The 19,185-nt window shown below is 51.0% G+C and carries 16 protein-coding genes, 3 pseudogenes and 1 riboswitch; of the genes and pseudogenes, 15 read left to right on the top strand and 4 right to left on the bottom strand.

What is annotated here, in order from left to right:
* Positions 1 to 36 precede the first annotated feature (36 nt).
* Both ABNV41_RS09035 and ABNV41_RS09040 read left to right on the top strand, forming a co-directional pair.
* Entirely contained in the window at positions 37 to 1,536 is a 1,500-nt protein-coding gene (locus tag ABNV41_RS09035; protein WP_050819305.1) for a Hint domain-containing protein, read from the top strand.
* Between the two features lie 131 nt (positions 1,537 to 1,667).
* Positions 1,668 to 1,952: a hypothetical protein gene (locus ABNV41_RS09040; protein ID WP_050819304.1), complete on the top strand. Its 285-nt coding sequence runs from the start codon at positions 1,668 to 1,670 to the stop codon at positions 1,950 to 1,952.
* 43 nt (positions 1,953 to 1,995) lie between these two features.
* Here ABNV41_RS09040 and ABNV41_RS09045 read toward each other — a convergent pair whose 3' ends face one another.
* The gene (locus ABNV41_RS09045) at positions 1,996 to 2,430 is read right to left on the bottom strand and encodes a lysozyme inhibitor LprI family protein (protein ID WP_050819303.1); all 435 of its coding nucleotides are present in this window, start codon (positions 2,428 to 2,430) and stop codon (positions 1,996 to 1,998) included.
* Positions 2,431 to 2,455: 25 nt separating this feature from the next.
* Positions 2,456 to 3,322: an NmrA family NAD(P)-binding protein gene (locus ABNV41_RS09050; RefSeq protein WP_050820335.1), complete on the bottom strand. Its 867-nt coding sequence runs from the start codon at positions 3,320 to 3,322 to the stop codon at positions 2,456 to 2,458.
* Positions 3,323 to 3,478: 156 nt separating this feature from the next.
* On the opposite strand from ABNV41_RS09050, the gene ABNV41_RS09055 reads away from it, so the two are divergent.
* The 4 genes and pseudogenes from ABNV41_RS09055 to ABNV41_RS09070 all read left to right on the top strand — a co-directional run.
* Positions 3,479 to 4,474, top strand: a complete 996-nt coding sequence (locus ABNV41_RS09055) for an IS481 family transposase (RefSeq protein WP_035366691.1) — start codon at positions 3,479 to 3,481, stop codon at positions 4,472 to 4,474.
* A 275-nt stretch (positions 4,475 to 4,749) separates the two neighbouring features.
* Positions 4,750 to 5,504, top strand: a protein-coding gene (locus tag ABNV41_RS09060; RefSeq protein WP_087651418.1) for an IS5 family transposase whose coding sequence is annotated in 2 segments (ribosomal slippage) — positions 4,750 to 5,089 and positions 5,089 to 5,504 — 756 coding nt in all. Because the reading frame shifts where the segments join, the coding sequence is not laid out codon by codon here.
* 241 nt (positions 5,505 to 5,745) lie between these two features.
* Positions 5,746 to 6,522 carry a tonB-system energizer ExbB gene (exbB, locus tag ABNV41_RS09065; protein WP_196332585.1) on the top strand — a complete coding sequence of 259 codons (777 nt, stop codon included), beginning with the start codon at positions 5,746 to 5,748 and terminating at the stop codon, positions 6,520 to 6,522.
* A 5-nt stretch (positions 6,523 to 6,527) separates the two neighbouring features.
* Positions 6,528 to 6,746 (top strand): annotated as a pseudogene (locus ABNV41_RS09070) (biopolymer transporter ExbD); the annotation flags it as partial.
* A 10-nt stretch (positions 6,747 to 6,756) separates the two neighbouring features.
* On the opposite strand, the gene ABNV41_RS09075 reads toward ABNV41_RS09070, so the two are convergent.
* Positions 6,757 to 7,511, bottom strand: a protein-coding gene (locus ABNV41_RS09075; protein ID WP_087651418.1) for an IS5 family transposase whose coding sequence is annotated in 2 segments (ribosomal slippage) — positions 6,757 to 7,172 and positions 7,172 to 7,511 — 756 coding nt in all. Because the reading frame shifts where the segments join, the coding sequence is not laid out codon by codon here.
* Positions 7,512 to 7,602: 91 nt separating this feature from the next.
* Between ABNV41_RS09075 and ABNV41_RS09080 the strand changes: the two are divergent.
* Both ABNV41_RS09080 and ABNV41_RS09085 read left to right on the top strand, forming a co-directional pair.
* Positions 7,603 to 7,842: pseudogene (locus ABNV41_RS09080) on the top strand (biopolymer transporter ExbD); the annotation flags it as partial.
* The gene (locus ABNV41_RS09085) at positions 7,839 to 8,699 is read left to right on the top strand and encodes an energy transducer TonB (RefSeq protein ID WP_050818504.1); all 861 of its coding nucleotides are present in this window, start codon (positions 7,839 to 7,841) and stop codon (positions 8,697 to 8,699) included. The pseudogene ABNV41_RS09080 and the gene ABNV41_RS09085, both read left to right, overlap by 4 nt.
* Before the next feature lie 53 nt (positions 8,700 to 8,752).
* Here the strand turns inward: ABNV41_RS09085 and ABNV41_RS09090 are convergent, their stop codons facing one another.
* Positions 8,753 to 9,694, bottom strand: coding sequence for a LysR family transcriptional regulator (locus ABNV41_RS09090; protein WP_080986707.1), 942 nt, complete (start codon positions 9,692 to 9,694; stop codon positions 8,753 to 8,755).
* Positions 9,695 to 9,787: 93 nt separating this feature from the next.
* On the opposite strand from ABNV41_RS09090, the gene ABNV41_RS09095 reads away from it, so the two are divergent.
* The 7 genes and pseudogenes from ABNV41_RS09095 (at position 9,788) to ABNV41_RS09125 (ending at position 19,092) form a co-directional block, all read left to right on the top strand.
* Positions 9,788 to 10,843: an aromatic ring-hydroxylating dioxygenase subunit alpha gene (locus tag ABNV41_RS09095; RefSeq protein WP_050818506.1), complete on the top strand. Its 1,056-nt coding sequence runs from the start codon at positions 9,788 to 9,790 to the stop codon at positions 10,841 to 10,843.
* A gap of 403 nt (positions 10,844 to 11,246) precedes the next feature.
* Positions 11,247 to 12,551, top strand: a complete 1,305-nt coding sequence (dctA, locus tag ABNV41_RS09100; protein ID WP_050818507.1) for a C4-dicarboxylate transporter DctA — start codon at positions 11,247 to 11,249, stop codon at positions 12,549 to 12,551.
* Positions 12,552 to 12,916: 365 nt separating this feature from the next.
* Complete coding sequence (locus tag ABNV41_RS09105; RefSeq protein ID WP_050820268.1) at positions 12,917 to 14,509, top strand: carbohydrate porin; 1,593 nt, start codon at positions 12,917 to 12,919, stop codon at positions 14,507 to 14,509.
* Positions 14,510 to 14,587: 78 nt separating this feature from the next.
* A riboswitch (cobalamin riboswitch) is annotated at positions 14,588 to 14,827 on the top strand.
* A 41-nt stretch (positions 14,828 to 14,868) separates the two neighbouring features.
* A complete protein-coding gene (locus ABNV41_RS09110) occupies positions 14,869 to 15,333 on the top strand; it encodes a DUF2147 domain-containing protein (RefSeq protein ID WP_050818508.1) in 465 nt (154 codons plus the stop codon).
* 112 nt (positions 15,334 to 15,445) lie between these two features.
* On the top strand, positions 15,446 to 16,120 hold the full coding sequence (locus ABNV41_RS09115; protein WP_050818509.1) for a sorbitol dehydrogenase family protein: 675 nt from the start codon (positions 15,446 to 15,448) through the stop codon (positions 16,118 to 16,120).
* A 21-nt stretch (positions 16,121 to 16,141) separates the two neighbouring features.
* Positions 16,142 to 17,780, top strand: a pseudogene (locus tag ABNV41_RS09120) (GMC family oxidoreductase).
* Positions 17,773 to 19,092: a cytochrome c gene (locus ABNV41_RS09125; RefSeq protein ID WP_050818510.1), complete on the top strand. Its 1,320-nt coding sequence runs from the start codon at positions 17,773 to 17,775 to the stop codon at positions 19,090 to 19,092. Before ABNV41_RS09120 ends, ABNV41_RS09125 begins: the two are co-directional and overlap by 8 nt.
* Positions 19,093 to 19,185 lie beyond the last annotated feature (93 nt).

The following is a 19,185-nucleotide window of genomic DNA, read 5'->3' on the forward strand; positions in this document are numbered from 1 at the left end:
AATCCTAAACATAACTTTTCACCGAAAGAAAAACCCATGGTCACGTCCATTGATACCAACCAGACGGTTGTGTTTGATGCGTCTGATTCCGCACGCCGTAGCACCGTAAACTTTACGGGCACAGGCGGAAATCTGGATATCCAGAACCTGTCTGCCCAAAAGCCGATTGCGCTTACAATTACCGGCAATTTTGGGCAAAACATCTCCAACGTGCTGACATTTGATGCCTCAGATCATCTGTCCATATCAAAAAGCACTGTAAATTATAATAACTTTACAAAACAGACAGTTATCACGCTTATAGATACGCACGGCCACTTTTTGGGCACGGTCACACTTAGTGGCAACACGTATAATCTGGGCGGCGGGCATGATCATCATGACCACGGGCCCCACCATAATGATCCGTGGCACCATGGTCCTGGCCCTGGCCACGGTCCCGGCCATCATTCCATCACCGTGCCTCTTAAAAATATCAGCCATTTCAACCATCATCACGAAATTACGGTGTGCTTTCTGGCAGACAGCATGATTGCCACCCCAAAAGGTGCCATGGCCGTGCAGGATCTGCACGCCGGGGATGAGGTGCTGACTTATGTGGACGGCAAAACCCGCACCAGCACGCTTAGCTGGGCCGGTATGGCGCACTGCACCGTAAACCTCGCCCTGCCGGACGATATGGCCGGTTACCCGGTGCGTATTGTAAAAGATGCCATTGCTGATGGTGTGCCTTACAAAGACATGCTGCTGACTGCGGAACACTGCCTGTTTTTTGATGGAGCGTTTATCCCGGCCCGTATGCTGGTAAATGGTGTTTCCATTTTTTACGATAAATCCATTACTTCTTACACTTACTACCACATTGAAACCCCAGATCACGCCGTGATTATGGCCGATGGCATGCTGACAGAAAGCTATCTGGACACAGGTAACCGCCGCAGCTTTACGCAGAAAGGTAATGTCATCCAGCTTGGTGGCGCACCCAAAAGCTGGCAGGCAGATGCCGCCGCCCCGCTATGTGTGGAGCGCGAGCGGGTGGAGGCCGTGTTCCGCCAGATTTCCGCACGCATGGGGGCCAACTGGGCCGCGCCTGCCACCGTGCAAAACCCGGAACTGCACCTTATTACCAACACAGGTGCCACCATTTGGCCCGCAAACTGCAAGAACGGTACTTACAATTTCATGCTACCGGCTAACACGCAGGCGTTGCATCTGGCCTCCCGCGCCAGCCGCCCGGCGGATGTGATTGGCCCGTTTGTGGATGATCGCCGCACCCTTGGCGTGGCTGTTGCGGAAATAAACCTGCTGTCTGCCGCAAAACATCAGGCCATAACGGCACATTTACAAGCCGAAAAGCCCGAAGGCTGGCACGCAACAGACTGGACAGACTGCGCTTGGACAAACGGCAACGCCGCACTCCCCCTGCCCGCACAACATACACAAGGGGCCATTTGCATGTTGTCTGTTAAAATTCGTGCAGCCGGGCCTTACCTTGCGGACGATACGGCGCGGGATGTAGCCGCCAAAACAGCCTGATCTGCCAAAACTTGTTTACGCATTGGGGTGTTAAAAAAAGCGCCCCAATACGCTCTGCTTTACGTGGCAGAAGTTGTCACTTTTGCGTATTATGCTTTTGTGCTGCGCTGTTTTTTTGTAAAATAATCAGCATGCTTCCTCCTCATAACCCCTCTCCGCCTGCATGGTTTGCCGCCAAGCGTTTTGGCTATGGCGCGGGCCTGCCTATTGCGTGGCAGGGTTGGGTGGCCTTGGGGCTTTTTCTGGCTGTTACTTTGGGTTCCACCTTTGGCCTGTCGGTTTTGCCCCTGCGCAGGCCGCTTTTGGCCGTGGGCGTGGTAATGGTGCTTAACCTTGCCGCCACGGTGGCCTTTTTTTGGGTGTGCAAAACCCGCACCAAAGGCGGGTGGAAGTGGCGCTGGGGCACGCGAGATTAACGCACACCCCGCAAGCACCTGCATACGCAAAAATGCAGGCTTATTAGCCCTCGTTTATAAAAACGGGCTTGGGCAATGTGGGGGGCGTGCTATCAGGATATGTCAGCCACATCTGCCAGATATCCATGGTGCGGCTATGGGTCAGGCGTAGCATGCAGGCCAGTGCCATGCTGGAACGGATTGTGCCATCAGACCATGCTGCATATGCGGCGTTGCATTCTGCCTTCTGATACTGCTTCCAATACTGCTGCGCTGCATGAAAATCCGCCAAAGCGTGCTCTGGATCAGCCGATTTACGTATGCGCCCTTCCGCCGCTGCACTGTAGCGCTCTAGCTCCTTTTGCGCTTTATCCAGCCCCTGCTTCTGGCAGGCCACAATTTCTGGCGTTGTCAGGCCCGGGCATTTATCCGCAGCGCGTGCCGGCACAGAGCACAGCACACTGGCCGCGCCAAGCAGGAAAACCGTTTGTATCTGCATGTGCCACGCGCATCCTTGGGTCTGTTTATGGGGTGCAACCTGCCAGTTCTGCCCGAAGGTAGGATGCCAGATCCGTAACACCCTTTACGGGGTTTGTTGGGCGATCATACCGCTGGTTTATGAATATTGCGGTCATATTTGCGTAAGATCGGGCTGCTTTGTCTGAAAAACCATTGGCCTTGTAATACGCAAGCCATGCGGTGGGCGGTATGTCCTCCACCTGCACGGGGTGTTGCAGAATATGCGCAAAAACCTGCGCCACATCCTGCGCGGTGTACGGTGTGGGGCCTTCTATATAATACACCCCAGCTTCCTGCACCGGGGCCATAAGAAGCTGGCCTGCCAGATGCCCCACATCCTGCGGGGCCACCATGGGCACGGGCAGCGTGGCGGGCAGAAGGCTCATCACCTTGCCGGATGTTTGGGCTGCGGGCACGGCAGAAAGCCAGTTGCTCATGTAATACGCGGCACGCACGCAGCACAGCGGTATGCCGGTTTGGCGGGCGCCCTGCTCCAGATCATACAACACGCCCAGATCTGCACAATGTGCGCCCGGTTGCGCCCCGTAGGTAGATTGCACAACAATTTTTTCCAGCTTTGCACCGCGTAACGCCTGCAAGATGGACTGCACGGTAGTGCGTTCTGCGTGATCCGTATCCAGTGCGGGGTTGGCCGGTGGGTTGAGCAAAAAGGCCCGATCTGCTTTTTGAAACACCAGCGCCAGTGCATCTGTATCATGCACATCCACCAACGCCACACTGGCCCCGCGTTGCGCCCATGCCGCAGCTTTTTGGGGGTTACGCAGCACAACGGTTACGGCCTGCCCCTGCCGCAACAGATATTGCGTAACGGCTGTGCCCACATGGCCAGAGGCCCCAAGAACGGCAAACATCTTTTTCTTTCCCTCATACGTCTGGGTGCGGTGCATCTTTTCCACCCCCATAGTCCTGCCTAACTGTCAGGTTGTGAGACGTCATTGGGATGATGTAGCGTGGGCGATACCGCGTTATGCTTCGTTGTTTTCTTCCGTTTGCAGGGAGACCGAATGATGCTTCAGATCCACCCACAGGCACGCACGACACCGGCTGTCCGGGCTGAGATAGCTCGTTCGTCAGAACCGACATCCGTGCTCGCCAGACGCTACGGGATCAGCGATGAAACAGTCCGCAAGTGGCGCAGGCGTGGTTCGGACGCCTGTCAGGACCGCAGCAGCCGTCCCTGGAGGCTGGCCTGGAAAGCCTCGGAGGAGGAGCGCGCCATTGTCTGTCAGCTTCGGCGTTCTACCGGTTTTGGTCTGGATGATCTGACCTTTGTCTTACGGCATTTCCTGCCGCATCTGAACCGGGACAATATCTGGCGGATACTGAAAGACGCCGGATTGAACAGGCTGCCTCCTGTTCCAAAGGCCGGACCAGTTCGGGGACAGGGAAAGTTCCGCGATTACGATCCCGGTTATGTCCATATCGATGTGAAACATCTGCCAAAATTACAGACAGCAGATGGGGACCGGCGGAAACGTTTTCTGTATGTCGCCATCGATCGCTGTTCCCGTTCAGTGCACCTGGCTGTTTATGACGCGGAAAATGCGGATAATTCCGTTGATTTCCTCAATGCCGTCAAATCGGCCTTTCCTTTCCGGATCACCCATATCCTGACCGATCGTGGCTCCTGCTTTACAGCGGACGCCTTCGAAAAAGCCTGTCATGACATGGGAATCGACCGACGCCGGACCAAGGCTTACTCCCCTCAGACCAATGGAATGGTGGAACGCTTCAATGGCCGTGTCGCTACAGAAGTACTGCAGGTCTGTGTCTCAAACCATGAAGATCTGGAAATTCTGCTCAGAGGCTTCTGTTTCGCCTACAATCATCGCCCGCAGCGTGTTCTGGGCGGCATCGCTCCCGCCCAATGCATCATCTCATGGCTTGAAAAACATCCCGCGTCACGTAATCAAGACTATATCAAACCGGCTGGTCGTGACATCATGAAACAGGTCGACGAAATCCTTGATTACGCCAATGACGTCTCACAACCTGACAGCTAGATAATAGGGACGAAACGGCTACCTGATAATCATTCTCATCTTACGAAGCAAATGATTATCAATATCATATATTATCAAATTGCATGGGGTGTGCTTTTGCCGCAACAGGTTGTTGATGACCAAAAATTGCCTACAAACCAAAATTCATAAAATAAATTTTAATTTTTCAATATGTTACGGCGTGTCGTCAGTTAAGCCCTGAGAGTGGCACGTGAGGGTTGTACTTTGTGTCTGCGTGTGCTGACTGTTTTCCCATTTTTTGGGGAGACAGACAGATGCGGCGCTATAGTTTACGCGATGACCAGTGGGAGCGGATAAAGGATCTTCTTCCTGGTCGAGAAGGCTATGTCGGCGGCACTGCGGTGAACAACCGTCTGTTCGTGGAGGCGGTGCTGTATCGCTATCGCGCGGGTATTCCATGGCGCGACCTTCCTGCCCGTTTCGGTGACTGGAAAAACGTGCACCGGCGTCTGCGCCGCTGGTGTGAAAGCGGCGTCATCGAACGGATATTTCGTTATCTGGCCGCTGATTACGACAACGAATACATGATGATCGACAGCACAATTGTCCGAGCGCATCAGCATAGTGCCGGAGCTCTCAAAAAAGGGGCACGGATCAGGCCATCGGACGATCACGAGGCGGGCTAACTACAAAGATCCATGCCATCTGCGACGCTCTGGGCAATCCAGTGGAACTCGGCATCACACCGGGACAGGATGCCGATATCACCCAGGCAGAACCACTTCTGGAAAACATCGAACCGGATGCTTTCCTTGCTGACAAGGCGTATGACGCGGACAGGTTGATCGATCGGCTGATACAGCGCGGGATTACCCCGGTCATCCCGCCAAAACGCAACAGAACGACACGACGGAAAACCGATTTTTCTCTCTATCGCGAACGGAACCTTGTTGAGAGGTTCTTCAATAAACTCAAGCAGTTTCGCGCTATCGCAACCCGCTACGATAAACTGAAATCGACCTTCCTCGCAGCCGTGCAGTTCGCCTCAATCATCATCCTGCTTAACTGACGACACGCCGTAGCAAGACATCTGCATTTAGAAAGGATCTTTGAGCAAATGATCCATACCGGGTGTTTGCAAAATATTAAGATATTCACCCTTAGATGATAGTGATTCGCACTTGCGTATCGATAAGCGCTTTGTTATCTGCTGCTTGAGATATGCCCCGCGTGAGAAAGCATAAGGCACCTGTTTTCCAATTACGCCATCGGTTGTTCCTTACAGGTTCTCCTGCGTATCACTTCATTATATGTATTGCGAAAGTACTTGGTATCTTATGCCCTCATCAGAATCATCTCTTCAGATCCCCTTTTCTTTTTCTCCATGGGAGATGTTCCTGAATGCGGGTTCTGTTGTGCAATGTGTCATGGCACTTCTTGCGCTTGCCTCGCTTCTGACATGGACCATCTTTATCGCCAAATCTGTTGAGTTTTTGAGTGTTCGTAGAAAACTGAGAACAGCAGAAAAAACTCTGGAAGAAGCCGGCACATTAGCTTTGGGTGAAAAAGGCACACGCCAAAACAGTATTGCGCACACACTGGTTATGGCTGCAGAAACTGAAAAAGCCGTTTCGCACGACATTCCTAATGACAACGAAGGCCTTAAGGAACGTATTGTTTTACACCTTGAGCGCCTGGAAGCAGCAGAGGGGCGTCGGCTCATGCGCGGCACAGGCCTATTGGCCACCATTGGTGCAACATCACCTTTTATTGGGCTGTTCGGCACTGTGTGGGGAATTATGACATCCTTTACAGGTATTGCTGCCAGCAAAGCCACCAGCCTCGCTGTGGTGGCTCCTGGCATTGCAGAAGCCTTGTTAGCCACCGCGCTCGGGCTTGTAGCTGCTATTCCTGCGGTGGTTATCTATAATCATCTTGCACGCCAATCTGCATCCTGCAGAGCGCAAGTGGCGGATCTGACATCCCTTGTCATGCGTCTGGTTTCTCGTGATCTGAGCCGAGCGCATATCTTTACAACCAGTGCTCAGGTTACCCCTTTTAATGTCAATCGCATGGCTGGGGAATAAGCCATATGCGCCGTATCCAGCATGCAGATGAAAATCCACACGAAGCAAGTGAGATCAATGTAACGCCGTTCATTGATGTTATGTTGGTGCTTTTAGTAATCTTTATGGTTACGGCCCCGCTCACTACAGTCAACGTGCCTGTAGATCTGCCTTCATCAACAGAAAAACCGGCGCCACGCCCTGAAAATCCTATTTTTCTAACAGTAAAAGCTGATCATGCACTACGGCGTGTCGTCAGTTAAGCAGGATGATGATTGAGGCGAACTGCACGGCTGCGAGGAAGGTCGATTTCAGTTTATCGTAGCGGGTTGCGATAGCGCGAAACTGCTTGAGTTTATTGAAGAACCTCTCAACAAGGTTCCGTTCGCGATAGAGAGAAAAATCGGTTTTCCGTCGTGTCGTTCTGTTGCGTTTTGGCGGGATGACCGGGGTAATCCCGCGCTGTATCAGCCGATCGATCAACCTGTCCGCGTCATACGCCTTGTCAGCAAGGAAAGCATCCGGTTCGATGTTTTCCAGAAGTGGTTCTGCCTGGGTGATATCGGCATCCTGTCCCGGTGTGATGCCGAGTTCCACTGGATTGCCCAGAGCGTCGCAGATGGCATGGATCTTTGTAGTTAGCCCGCCTCGTGATCGTCCGATGGCCTGATCCGTGCCCCTTTTTTGAGAGCTCCGGCACTATGCTGATGCGCTCGGACAATTGTGCTGTCGATCATCATGTATTCGTTGTCGTAATCAGCGGCCAGATAACGAAATATCCGTTCGATGACGCCGCTTTCACACCAGCGGCGCAGACGCCGGTGCACGTTTTTCCAGTCACCGAAACGGGCAGGAAGGTCGCGCCATGGAATACCCGCGCGATAGCGATACAGCACCGCCTCCACGAACAGACGGTTGTTCACCGCAGTGCCGCCGACATAGCCTTCTCGACCAGGAAGAAGATCCTTTATCCGCTCCCACTGGTCATCGCGTAAACTATAGCGCCGCATCTGTCTGTCTCCCCAAAAAATGGGAAAACAGTCAGCACACGCAGACACAAAGTACAACCCTCACGTGCCACTCTCAGGGCTTAACTGACGACACGCCGTAGCACTTGGTGAAGATAATGTATCGGCTGAGAACCTACCCCAAGCGTTAGAAACAGCGACCAAGGGAAACAAAGATGAACGTATTTTCCTGCGTGCTGACAAAACGGTAGATTACGGAACACTCATGAGTGTGATGGATAAGCTTCGCTCTGCTGGTTATCTCAAGGTTGCTCTTGTTAATTTGCGAGGACAAGAAGAGGGATCTGCCCCAGCGGCAAAGGCCGAGCCATGAGCGCAACAACATATAAAAATGTAGCAGAAAACGTGCCCTCAACAGCTTTTTCTGATTGGAAGATTCAACAAATACGAAAAGCCCGGCAAGAAGATACCTTCCGTTGGGGCATATCTTTTTTAATTGTCGTGGCGACAACCGGCGCCGCCGCTTTATCTTTCCTGTACATGCCGCATACAGCCCCCGCCATACCTGAGCCTCCGCCAGCGGCTATTGCTATTGATATGGCACCAGAACCTGTTGCAACCCCTTCTCCGCCTACAGATGCGCCTCCCGGTCCTCAGCAAACAATTTCAGAATCAGATCCGTCTCCCGTTGATCCCGCTAAGTTGGAAGCCCCTCCTGCGCCAGCTCCGCACCCACCTATTCCTGTTCCCAAACTTGAAAAACCACATAAAATTGTGAAAAAGCAGAAGCCTACAGTAAATCTTAAAAAACCAGTTCCTGACAAAACACCACCGGCTGAAAAAACAACGGCTCCTCCCACCTCCAAAGCACCACCGGCTCAAACGCAGGCTGCACCTGTTGAAGGATCGTCTTCCTCTCATGCTTCCCAGAGTCCCGCTACATGGCAAGGAGCTTTGCTGGCTCGTCTAGAAAAATATAAACGTTACCCGGCAGAAGCGATGTCGGCTCATCAGGAGGGAGCTCCAAGACTACATTTTACTATGGACCGAAAAGGACATGTGCTTTCTGCCCATATCGAAAAAAGCTCTGGCTACTCATTGTTAGATGGTGAAGCCTTAGCACTTGTACGACGTGCCGAACCCTTACCTAGCCCACCCGATAGTGTGGCAGGTGCTTCTATTACACTCACCGTGCCAATCGAATTTTATATGGAACAAGAGCGGGATTAAAAAGTCATTTTATATTAGTGATATCTTTATATATCACAAAAAATTCTTTCCCTTCATATCATTTTTTGACGCAAGAGCGCCCATTCTGCCTCTACGCTATCTGCAACGCGCCGTGCCACAGCAGATAAAGGCCGCGCACGATCATGCGCCAGCGCCAACCGTAGCGGAGGAACATGTGCTCCTGCTAAGGGCGTAAAAGCCATGTCTCCACTCTGAACCTCATCCATCACATCCAGATAACTGAGAATGGTGATACCCAAGCCTGCCTTCACCAAAGACTTTATCATTTGTACATTATTGGCCCCAGAAATCACATTCGGATTGACCATTGTGTCTGCTTCCAATTTTGCAAAAACAGATGCGAGCGCCAATGGTTCTTCTGGCACAATAACAGGATATTCAGCGCATATTGAGAACCGAGCAGAAGATTGCTGAGTGACTGGATGCTTGGGTAGGCTTACTACCCCTAACGGGAAAGAAAGCATTGAACGCACCTGCAGGTCTCGCAAATCTGCTGGATCTAACAAAAATGCCAAATCTCCCTCCCCTGCAAAAAGGCGCTCTCCCAATTCTGCATTGTCATGAATATGAATATTCAGAACAATTCCGGGGTATTGTTCTTTAAGGCGCGCAGCAATGCTGGGTAAAAATACGCGCGCCAAAGCCTCTGGGGCCAAAATATCTATGCGCCCACGGCGCATTCCCTTTAGATCATCAATCTGACGATTAAGGCTTTCAAAATCCTTCGCCCACCGGCTGGCATGCGCATAAAATAACTCTCCCACCGCAGTTAAACGCATGCCGGAAGAAAGGCGCTCAAATAGCGGTGTTTGAAGGGCCTGCTCTCCTAACAAAATATGTCTATCAATGGCAGAAGCCGCAATATGCAGGTCTTCCGATGCTTTGCGGATGGAGCCATGCCGTGCCACAGCCAAAAAATAGATCAGAAAGCGCGAAAATGGGTTCATTTGCCTGTTCTCAGTTTGAGAATGCATACTGCATGAAATAGATATATCCGATAATATACGCTTGATGAAACACTGTCTCTTAAAGGAACGGGAAACCTTTCCCATTTAGGAGATTAAGCTGTGACACCACCAGCCTGCGCCCGCACCACCGATACCAAACTCCCCCGCGAGCTCAGTTTTGATGCTGATGACTGGCTTATTCTTGCCTCTTACTGGCACCCCATTGCCCTTGTGCGTGAATTGGAAGACAAACCATTGGGTGTAACGCTGCTTGATACGCCGTTGGTTGTTTATCGGGCAGGTGAAGCAATTGTTGTAGCAGATGATCTGTGCCCCCATCGTGGTGTGCCCCTCAGCATGGGCAAGGGTAACGGCCAAACAGTTGCCTGCGCCTATCATGGCTTCCAGTTTGGTCATCAAGGCCAGTGTGTGCGTGTTCCTGCCCACCCGGATAGCGCCATTCCTTCCCGCCTGAACTTACACACTTACCCTGCTGTAGAACGGTATGGCTTAATCTGGACGTGCCTGCGCCCACAGGCAGATGGAGATATCTCAATTCCATCCATGCCACATTGGGATGAAGCGGGCTTTCAACAAATCAACTGCCCTTGGATAGACATTGCCGGTTTTGCCGGACGGCAGGTTGAAGGCTTTATAGATGTTGCCCATTTTGCATTTGTGCATACAGAAACTTTTGCAGACCCGAACAACCCTGTTGTGCCAGCTTACATGCCCAAAATGACACCATATGGGTTTGAAGCAGAATACCGTAGCTATGTAGGCAACTATCCTATTGGGCAATCAGAACGCGGACGGCCAGATTTTGAATGGCTTCGCCATTTTAGGGTGCATGTTCCTTTCACCGCCACGCTGGAAATTCACTTTCCCGATAACGGTAGGCTGGTCATCATGAATGCGGCTTCTCCTGTTTCTGCCAAAAAAACACGTATGTTTGCCCCTATGTGCCGTAACTTTGATACCGATCTGCCTTTGCAGGATGTTTATGATTTCAATCTGAAAGTCTTTGAAGAAGACCGCGCCTTGGTAGAAGCCCAGAAACCCGAAAACCTGCCACTTGACCCTTCATTGGAAGTGCATGTGGTGGCAGACCGCAGTTCCATTGCCTATCGGCGCGCCTTACGCAACATCGGCTTAAGCCAGTTTTTTACCGCCTGAAAAATTAAAAAATCATAGTTCCTCTTCTTACATGAAAGTTGTGCTGAGATTACTCAGCCACTTTCATGTGAGTTGGGAGAACCACATGACTCTTATCCAACACCCACACATATAGAGCCTGCCCACCCGGATTTTCTAACATTCAAAATAAAAATATGGTCAAACTCCGTATCATTACATTCATGTAATTACATTGATATAACCCAGAATCTTCAACCTGAATATTCACCTTACGCAGTGCCTGAACCTAGAAAACTCAAGAAAAAGAGATATACCCTCTCTTCCCAAACGATATAAACACGCGTTACCTTACGTGAGTCTGCGCGTATATTCTTGATATAACACTATATATTTCATCAGGATGCACCACAGGCACAAAAACAAGAACAGAAAGTTTTTAGGCGTGCTTCCATCATCTGCTCCCCTTTCCAGTTCACACCAACGCTTCCTTTACCTTCAGGTTCTGGTAGCTGTGGGTGCAGGCATTGCCGTGGGTGCAATGTTTCCCTCTGTTGCCACTGCGCTTAAACCGCTGGGAGATGGGTTTGTTAAACTTATCAAAATGGTCATTGCACCTGTTATTTTTCTAACAGTGTGCACAGGCATTGCAGGCATGGCGGACCTTAAGCAAACAGGCCGCGTAGCAGGCAAAGCCATGCTATATTTTTTGTGCTTTTCCACTTTGGCACTGGCTATTGGCATGCTTGTAGCCAATGTTCTGCAACCCGGTGCCGGGCTGCATATTCGTGCGGAAAGCCTTGATACAAGTTCTGTTACACAGTTTGTAAGTGCTGCTGCACAACATCACTCCTTTTCAGATTTTTTGCTCCAAATTATTCCCTCCACCACCGCCGGTGCATTTACATCTGGTGAAATTTTACAGGTTCTGCTCGTTGCCATCCTGTTTGGCATCAGTCTGGCCAAAATGGGTAAGGCGGGTGAAACTGTCCTCAACCTGTTTTATAGCCTGACAGAATTGGTTTTTGGGGTTGTGCGTCTGGTAATGTATCTGGCCCCTATTGGCGCTTTTGGTGCCATGGCCTTTACCGTTGGTAAGTTTGGCCTGCATTCCATTCTGCACCTTCTTGCCTTGGTACTGACATTTTACCTCACTGCCATTCTGTTTGTCGGCGTTGTTTTGGGTATTGTGGCAAGGTTGGCTGGCTTTAGCATTCTGCGGCTGTTGGTCTTTTTAAAAGAAGAACTGCTCATTGTGCTGGGCACGAGTTCTTCCGAATCTGCCCTACCCGGCCTGATTGCCAAATTGGAACGGGCTGGCTGTTCCCAAGGAATTGTAGGGCTGGTTGTGCCCATGGGCTATTCCTTTAACCTGGATGGCACCAATATTTACATGACACTTGCCGCACTGTTTATTGCGCAGGCTACTGATGTGCATCTTAGCTTTCAGGAGCAGCTTGCCCTGCTTCTGGTTGCCATGGTGAGTTCTAAAGGTGCTGCCGGTGTAACAGGGGCAGGCTTTATCACTCTGGCTGCCACTCTTTCTGTTGTGCCCAGTGTACCTGTTGGTGGTATGGCCCTTATTCTGGGGATTGACCGTTTTATGTCTGAATGTCGTTCCCTCACCAATCTGGTTGGTAACGCTGTTGCTGCAATTGTTGTCTCTCGCTGGGAAAATGCGCTGGACGATGCACAACTTCAGGACGCCTTACACACACGGCCACAAATTACAAAAGCACCATCAGCTTAATTGTTATTTTCCGTAGAAAGCTCTCTGCTAGCTTTCTACGGATTTCCTGTATGCATATTTTAGAATCATTCCTGTTGTAACAGCATAACTTTGTAAACTTTTCCTTGAACATTCGTTATAACAGAAAAAATCTCTTGAATCTTTCTGCGTGTAATTTAATTACTATATTCCGTAACAATAAAAACAAAAACAAACGCGGAAACGAGAAAATGTTTGCAGAAATTACAAAATCTATTTTTTAAAGAGAAAGCTGCCAGTCACCTTTCTCTTTAGTCTCTGTATTTCTTTCCCCTTGCTTCAGAAATACGCCGTTGCTTCATGCGAACTGCATGCAATGGCCATTCTTGCGCCATGAGGATCGGGCAATGCCCTCAACTTATATCATTTCTAATTCAGAACAAAAAATATCATGCTCTCGGCAAGATTTTTTATCCATTGTCCGTGCAATCTATGTCGGAACAGTTCTTTGCTCATTGAATATTGCTTTTAACGCCACCACTGCACGCGCCCAGCAGAATGAACCGGCTAAATCTCTTGAGAGCCCCCAACTTTCTTCAAAACCTATTATCAACGCTGAGATACCCAAAAAACACAAGCGCCCAATAACAGAAGAACGTCTGGACGCTTTGTTTGATACAGAAAGCCTGTCCTACCTGCTAAACCACAATAATACAGCGTTACGTAGGCAGGATATCAGCGCTGGGTATTTTGTTGCCGAACAGGCTTTTGGCAATTTGGCCCCCGGCCTTAAACCTTGGCGCGACAGGTTAAGTGAACACGGCTTTACCTTTGAGTTAACCTACAAAGGTGAAGGTATGGCCAATCTTGCTGGCGGCCTTTCAAAAGGTATGGATTACACGCACGAAATACGTGCCAGCATGCTGTTTGATCTGGGCAAGTTAACAGGTTGGAATCCGCTACAGGGGTGGTACCTGCATGGTATTGTTATGAACCGTGAAGGCAGGCAGGTCGGTTGGGATCATGTTGGAGAAAGAAACGTACTTCTTACAGAAGTATGGAGCATCCACGGGCCGGCAGCGGCTCGCCTGGCAGATCTGTATCTGGAAAAATCTTTTCTCAATAACCGCATCAATATCAATGTTGGGCGCATTTCACTTACGCACACATATTCTACTTCTATTTTACTGTGCACATTCATGACCATGTGCTCTGCGCCCATGGCTATACGAGAACCAGCTGGTTGGAGTGTTTACCCCAAAACATCATGGGGAGGCACAGTACGCTTTCGGCCAACGCATGATCTTATCCTGCGCACAGGCATTTATCGCATAGGCCCTAAAGCCCGCGATAACACAGGCTGGGCATGGGGCGATGAGCCTTATACGGGCATTCAAACTCCGGTTGAATTAACGTGGGAACCGTTTTTTGGCACGCGTAAGCTTCCCGGTCATTACAAAATCGGCTTTGGCCACGATACCTCGCCTTACCCGGATATGGTTGGCACCATTCCGGCCGCTTTTGCGGGGTCTGTGCATCCACACAAGCTCAAGCCGCGTGATACATTTTATATAGAGGCAGATCAGATGGTGTATCGCAGCCATGGCGAACACCAAATGGCTGGCGGCTACGTGTTGGCAGGGTTTATTCATAACACGCCAAGTAACTCTACATTCTCAAACGAATTTTATGCTGGCGCTTCCCTTCTGGGCATTATTCCCCACCGGCCATTGGATCGTCTGGGCGTGATGTATTCCTATTACCAGCTCAGCCCCCGTCTGGCCTACGGGCAACGCATGCGGGAAGCTGCTGGCGTTCCGCTTGGCCCTTATATCAATGGACCACAAACGCATTCCGCGATTCTGGAAGCGTATTACGGCATTCCTGTCACACCGGGTTTGGTTATTACGCCGGAGTTTGAATATATGATGCGCCCCGGAGAAACCTCGGTTATTCCCAATGCCATTCTGGCGGGACTTAAGGTTATTGCTGCATTGTAAGGCAAAGCGAGGCGCAAAAACCTCTCACCTGCTCTGCTTTTCCCATACTGGCACCAAGTCCTCTTATTGCTAGAATAAATGCTTGAACAGATGGATGGTGCTGCGCAAGCGGCTTAAAAGGGAATGCCGTGCACGGTTTTTGCTCCATATTTGGAACGAAATCTCATAGTCGGCAGCTGCTCCCGCAACTGTAAGGGGAAGTTTGACCTGCTGCCGGTCACGGCTAGCCACTGGCCGGTAATACGGCTGGGAAGGCAAAAGGTCTAACGCACACCATATCCCCAAGCCAGGAGACCTGCCTCCATCAGGCACATCACACCGGGCGGGATGAACCGGTAGCGGCAGGACAAGGCAGCAAAATGTACAAACATGCCTTTAGCTCATTTATAACAGCACTGCTTCTTGCATGGGGCACCATACCTTCTCATGCTCATGCAGAAAACGCCTCCACACCAACCATAACAGGACAATGGATTACAGAAGACGGCAAAGGCGTGTTCGATATCCATAGCTGTGGTGATAAGATGTGCGGGAATCTTGTAGGGTTGAACCTAACGCAGGATGAAGAAGCTTCTAGCCGCAGAAAAACTGAATGTAACCTTCAGATGCTCAAAGGCTTCCACCCCATGGAAGACCGACATGACCATTGGAAAGGCCACATTTTTGACCCTCAAAGCAAAAATACTTACGATGCCATTATATGGGTGGCGGAAGACGGCTCCCTGAAATTGCATGGTTTTTTAGGTTTGGAACTTTTTGGCAGAACAGATACGTGGCAGCCATTTCATGGCCATATAGGTAATAACTGCCGCATTAACCCCTGAGCATACCTGCATCAACAGGGCATGAAATAGGTATTATGCCGTTATAACAGGTTGCAAGCTCAGGCCTTCTCTATAAAACCATTCACAATTTGGCATTCAATATTTCTCCGCAATGTTTCATTCCGACAGGGCGGAGCCCGGCTTTGTAGGGAGAACCCGAAGAATGAGACAAACGCACAAGGGGCAGCCTGTAGCGGAATGGTGTGCATCCCCTAACGCCATGCGCTTGAACAAGCTTTTACGTATGTCCCGGCGAGATGTGCTTTTAGGTGGTATTGGTCTTTCTGTTGCAGGTGCAACGGGTGCAGCCCTTGCGGCAGATACTGCTCCTGCCACCCCAAACAATGAAGATCTATCCCGCTTTATGCAGGTATCCCAGCGCCTGACAGATAGAGAGACGTTAAACCCCCAGATTGGCGCGGCCCTGTACGCCAACATCGTGCAAGCCAATGCAGATCGGAAAGACAAACTTAACGCCCTGCATACCCTGCTGGAGCGGGAAAAATTTACAACAGCATCAGCCTTTGCACATGCTGCGGAAAAATCTGATCCAAAGCTTAAAGATGTCATCCACGAAATTCTAACCGGCTGGTACCGGGGCATTGCAGATGGCAAGGTGGTGGTTTACCGCTCTGCCCTGATGTTCGACATCACCAAGGATGCCGTTTACCCCAAAACCTACGCAACGGGCGGCCCATTCTACTGGACAAGCAAGCCACCAGAAGTTGCACGCCCCAAAGGGCACCCTGCACTTTCTGCTTCCGCCCTTGTTATCGAACCGACCTGATCTTACGGGATACCCCGCCTTATGCCCTCCGAAGAAAATCTTTCAGCCGACGTTGTGATCGTAGGATCAGGCGTTGCAGGCAGCTCTATTGCCAATGAACTGGCTCGTGCCGGTATTTCCGTCATTGTGCTGGAAGCTGGCCCGCGCGTTGACCGCCAGCATTTTGTGGAAAACTTCCGCAATCTGGAAAACAAACCGTCCTACCAGGGGCCCTTCCCGGCCGTACCTTGGGCACGGCATCCGCCTGATCAGCAAACCCCGAACGATTACCTGCACACCACCGGCCCGAATGCCGAAGCCTATCAGCAGGTTTACCTGCGCATGATGGGCGGCACCACATGGCACTGGGCAGGTTGTGCCTGGCGCTACCTGCCATCAGACTTTGAACTGAAAACACGTTACGGTCAGGGCCGCGATTGGGCTTTGACATATGATGATCTGGAACCCTTTTACTATCAGGCAGAAGTCATGATGGGGGTTTGTGGGCCAGATCCTGCAGTGGAAGATCTTGGGTCCCCCCGCAAACAGCCTTATCCTATGGATGCGCTACCCATTTCCTACGCTGCGCAGCAGTTCCGTAAGCTGATTCAGGAAAAAAACACCGTGGCGCGTGGTGCATGAACCACAGGCCCGTAACACCCGCCCGTATGATAGCCGCCCAACGTGTGAAGGGCATAATAACTGCATGCCTATCTGCCCTATTGGGGCCATGTATAACGGCAGCTATTCCGTTTACCATGCAGAAGCCGCCGGGGCTAAGTTTATCCCCAACGCTGTAGTGTATAAGATTGAGCGAGACAGCGCGAACAAGCGCGTAACTGCCGTACATTACTTTGACCCCGACAAAGGGTCTCACCGCGTAACGGGCAAATATTTTGTTATTGCCGCGCACTGCATTGAAACAGCCAAACTGCTGCTGCTTTCTGCCGATGAGCAAAGCCCAGATGGTGTTGCCAACAGTTCCGGCCATGTAGGCCGCAACATGATGGACCATACAGGCGTGCAGGTAACCTTTATCAGTGGTGACCAAGCCTTGTGGCCGGGCCGTGGACCGCTGGAAACGAACGTGATCGACAATTTCCGTGATGGAAACTGGCGCACGGATCGTGGCGCTTATCTTGTGCATATGGTGGATGATAACCAAGTGGATCTGGCCACCCAGCTGGCAATTTCTAAAGGTTACGTTGGCCGGGAACTGGAAGAACAAATCCGCTATCTGGCTTCGCACACAGTGCGCCTGTTCAGCCATAACGAAGCCCTGCCAGACCCCAATAACCGCCTCACACTCAGCAAGGATCATAAGGATATTCTGGGGATCCCGCACCCGGAAGTGTATTACAAGCTGCCCGAATATACCGTGCGCAGTTGTGAACATACGCGCTATGTTTTCCGTGACCTTATCAAGCTGATGCACGGCACGGATGAACAGTGGACACCGGGCTACTTCCCGCAGGATCATCCCGCAGGCAGCACCATTATGGGCACAGACCCCAAGGATTCCGTAGTGGATGGCCATTGCCGGACGCATGACCATGACAACCTGTTTATTGCCAGTTCCTCGGTTTTCTCAACCGTTGGCACCGGCAACATCACCCTGACTGTAGCCGCCTTAGCGCTACGTGTTGCCGATACGCTGAAAAAAGAACTTGCTCATGCCTGATTTTTCCAAAACCTTGCGCGTCCTTCTTTCAGCAAGCACGGTCATTGGTGTTTGTGCCCTTAGCCAGACACCTGTGCATGCAGAAGATGCTGCTCCAGATCAGGCGGTGCTGGATCGTGGTGCCTATATTGCCACTGCGTCAGATTGTATTGCCTGCCACACCAAACCCGGTTCGCAGCCTTTTGCTGGTGGCCTAAAAATTGCAACACCTATGGGTGATGTGATTTCCACCAACATTACGCCAGACCCAGACCACGGCATTGGCAAATACACAGAGCAGGACTTTGAACAGGCCGTACGCCACGGTGTGCGCAAAGATGGTGCTTACCTGTACCCTGTGATGCCTTATGTTTCTTACGCAGGTATGACAGACCAAGATGTGCATGCACTTTATGTGTGGTTCATGCACAGCGTAAAACCAGTAGCCAGCGCCCCAGCAGAAACAACATTGGTGTTTCCTGCCAATATGCGTAGCGCAATGGCGGCATGGAACTTTGTAACCACCAAGGAAGAACCAGAAAGCGGGGATTCCAGCACATATGATCCGCTACGCCGGGGTAAGTATCTTACCAATGCGCTGGAACATTGCGGCACCTGCCATACACCCCGTAACTTCATGCTAAGTGAAAAGCAGGACAGATATCTGGCCGGCACTTCGCTAGATGGATGGTATGCTCCCAACATTACCTCCAGCAAAACCGGCGGGATCGGCAACTGGAGCGAAGACGATATTGTTGCCTACCTGAAAACAGGCCACGCCAATGGCCACGCGCAGGCAGCCGGCCCCATGGCAGAAGCTGTGGAACATAGCACCAGCCATCTGACAGATCAGGACCTGCACGCCATAGCCACTTATATTCATCAAGTGCCAGCTATGGATGATGATATGGAACATCAGGCACGAGATAGCTTTGGCAAAGTCACCGAAGCGCTAGACATTCGCCAAAGTGCCCCTACCCGTATTGATGATCTGGCCGAGATGGACGGACAACACGCGTATGATGCCAACTGCGCAGCCTGCCACGGCCAGACTGGTATGGGCACAAAGGACCAATACGCACCTTCACTGTTCCATAACTCCACTGTAGGCAGCGCACGGCCAGATAACCTTATCATGACCATTCTGCACGGGGTGCAGCGTAAAACCGAAGCAGGTGATGTCTCTATGCCTGACTTTAGCGGGCATTCAGACGTGCAACGTTTGAGTGATGATGAGATTGCCAAGATCGTGAATTATGTGATGGCAACCTTTGGCAGTGGAGACCCACACGTAACAGCAGATCAGGTTGCGCAGTTCCATAAAGACAAATAACAGCCACCCCACATACAAGGTGGTTGCACCACACAACAAAAAGGGCGGAGGGATTTAAAACCCCTCCGCCCTTTTTACATGATCTTCAGAACG

It is taken from the genome of Acetobacter sp. A11-2 (genome assembly GCF_040208445.1).
In the GTDB taxonomy this organism is placed as follows: Bacteria; Pseudomonadota; Alphaproteobacteria; order Acetobacterales; family Acetobacteraceae; genus Acetobacter; species Acetobacter oryzoeni.

Excerpts from the sequence above, each read along its gene's own strand:
- ABNV41_RS09105 (WP_050820268.1), top strand. The coding sequence starts at position 12,917 with ATGCCCTCAACTTATATCATTTCTAATTCAGAACAAAAAATATCATGC.
- ABNV41_RS09125 (WP_050818510.1), top strand. The coding sequence starts at position 17,773 with ATGCCTGATTTTTCCAAAACCTTGCGCGTCCTTCTTTCAGCAAGCACG.
- ABNV41_RS09050 (WP_050820335.1), bottom strand. The coding sequence starts at position 3,322 with ATGTTTGCCGTTCTTGGGGCCTCTGGCCATGTGGGCACAGCCGTTACG.
- ABNV41_RS09090 (WP_080986707.1), bottom strand. The coding sequence starts at position 9,694 with ATGCATTCTCAAACTGAGAACAGGCAAATGAACCCATTTTCGCGCTTT.
- ABNV41_RS09085 (WP_050818504.1), top strand. The coding sequence starts at position 7,839 with ATGAGCGCAACAACATATAAAAATGTAGCAGAAAACGTGCCCTCAACA.
- ABNV41_RS09055 (WP_035366691.1), top strand. The coding sequence starts at position 3,479 with ATGCTTCAGATCCACCCACAGGCACGCACGACACCGGCTGTCCGGGCT.
- exbB (WP_196332585.1), top strand. The coding sequence starts at position 5,746 with ATGTATTGCGAAAGTACTTGGTATCTTATGCCCTCATCAGAATCATCT.
- ABNV41_RS09045 (WP_050819303.1), bottom strand. The coding sequence starts at position 2,430 with ATGCAGATACAAACGGTTTTCCTGCTTGGCGCGGCCAGTGTGCTGTGC.
- ABNV41_RS09040 (WP_050819304.1), top strand. The coding sequence starts at position 1,668 with ATGCTTCCTCCTCATAACCCCTCTCCGCCTGCATGGTTTGCCGCCAAG.
- ABNV41_RS09110 (WP_050818508.1), top strand. The coding sequence starts at position 14,869 with ATGTACAAACATGCCTTTAGCTCATTTATAACAGCACTGCTTCTTGCA.
- ABNV41_RS09035 (WP_050819305.1), top strand. The coding sequence starts at position 37 with ATGGTCACGTCCATTGATACCAACCAGACGGTTGTGTTTGATGCGTCT.
- ABNV41_RS09115 (WP_050818509.1), top strand. The coding sequence starts at position 15,446 with ATGTTTCATTCCGACAGGGCGGAGCCCGGCTTTGTAGGGAGAACCCGA.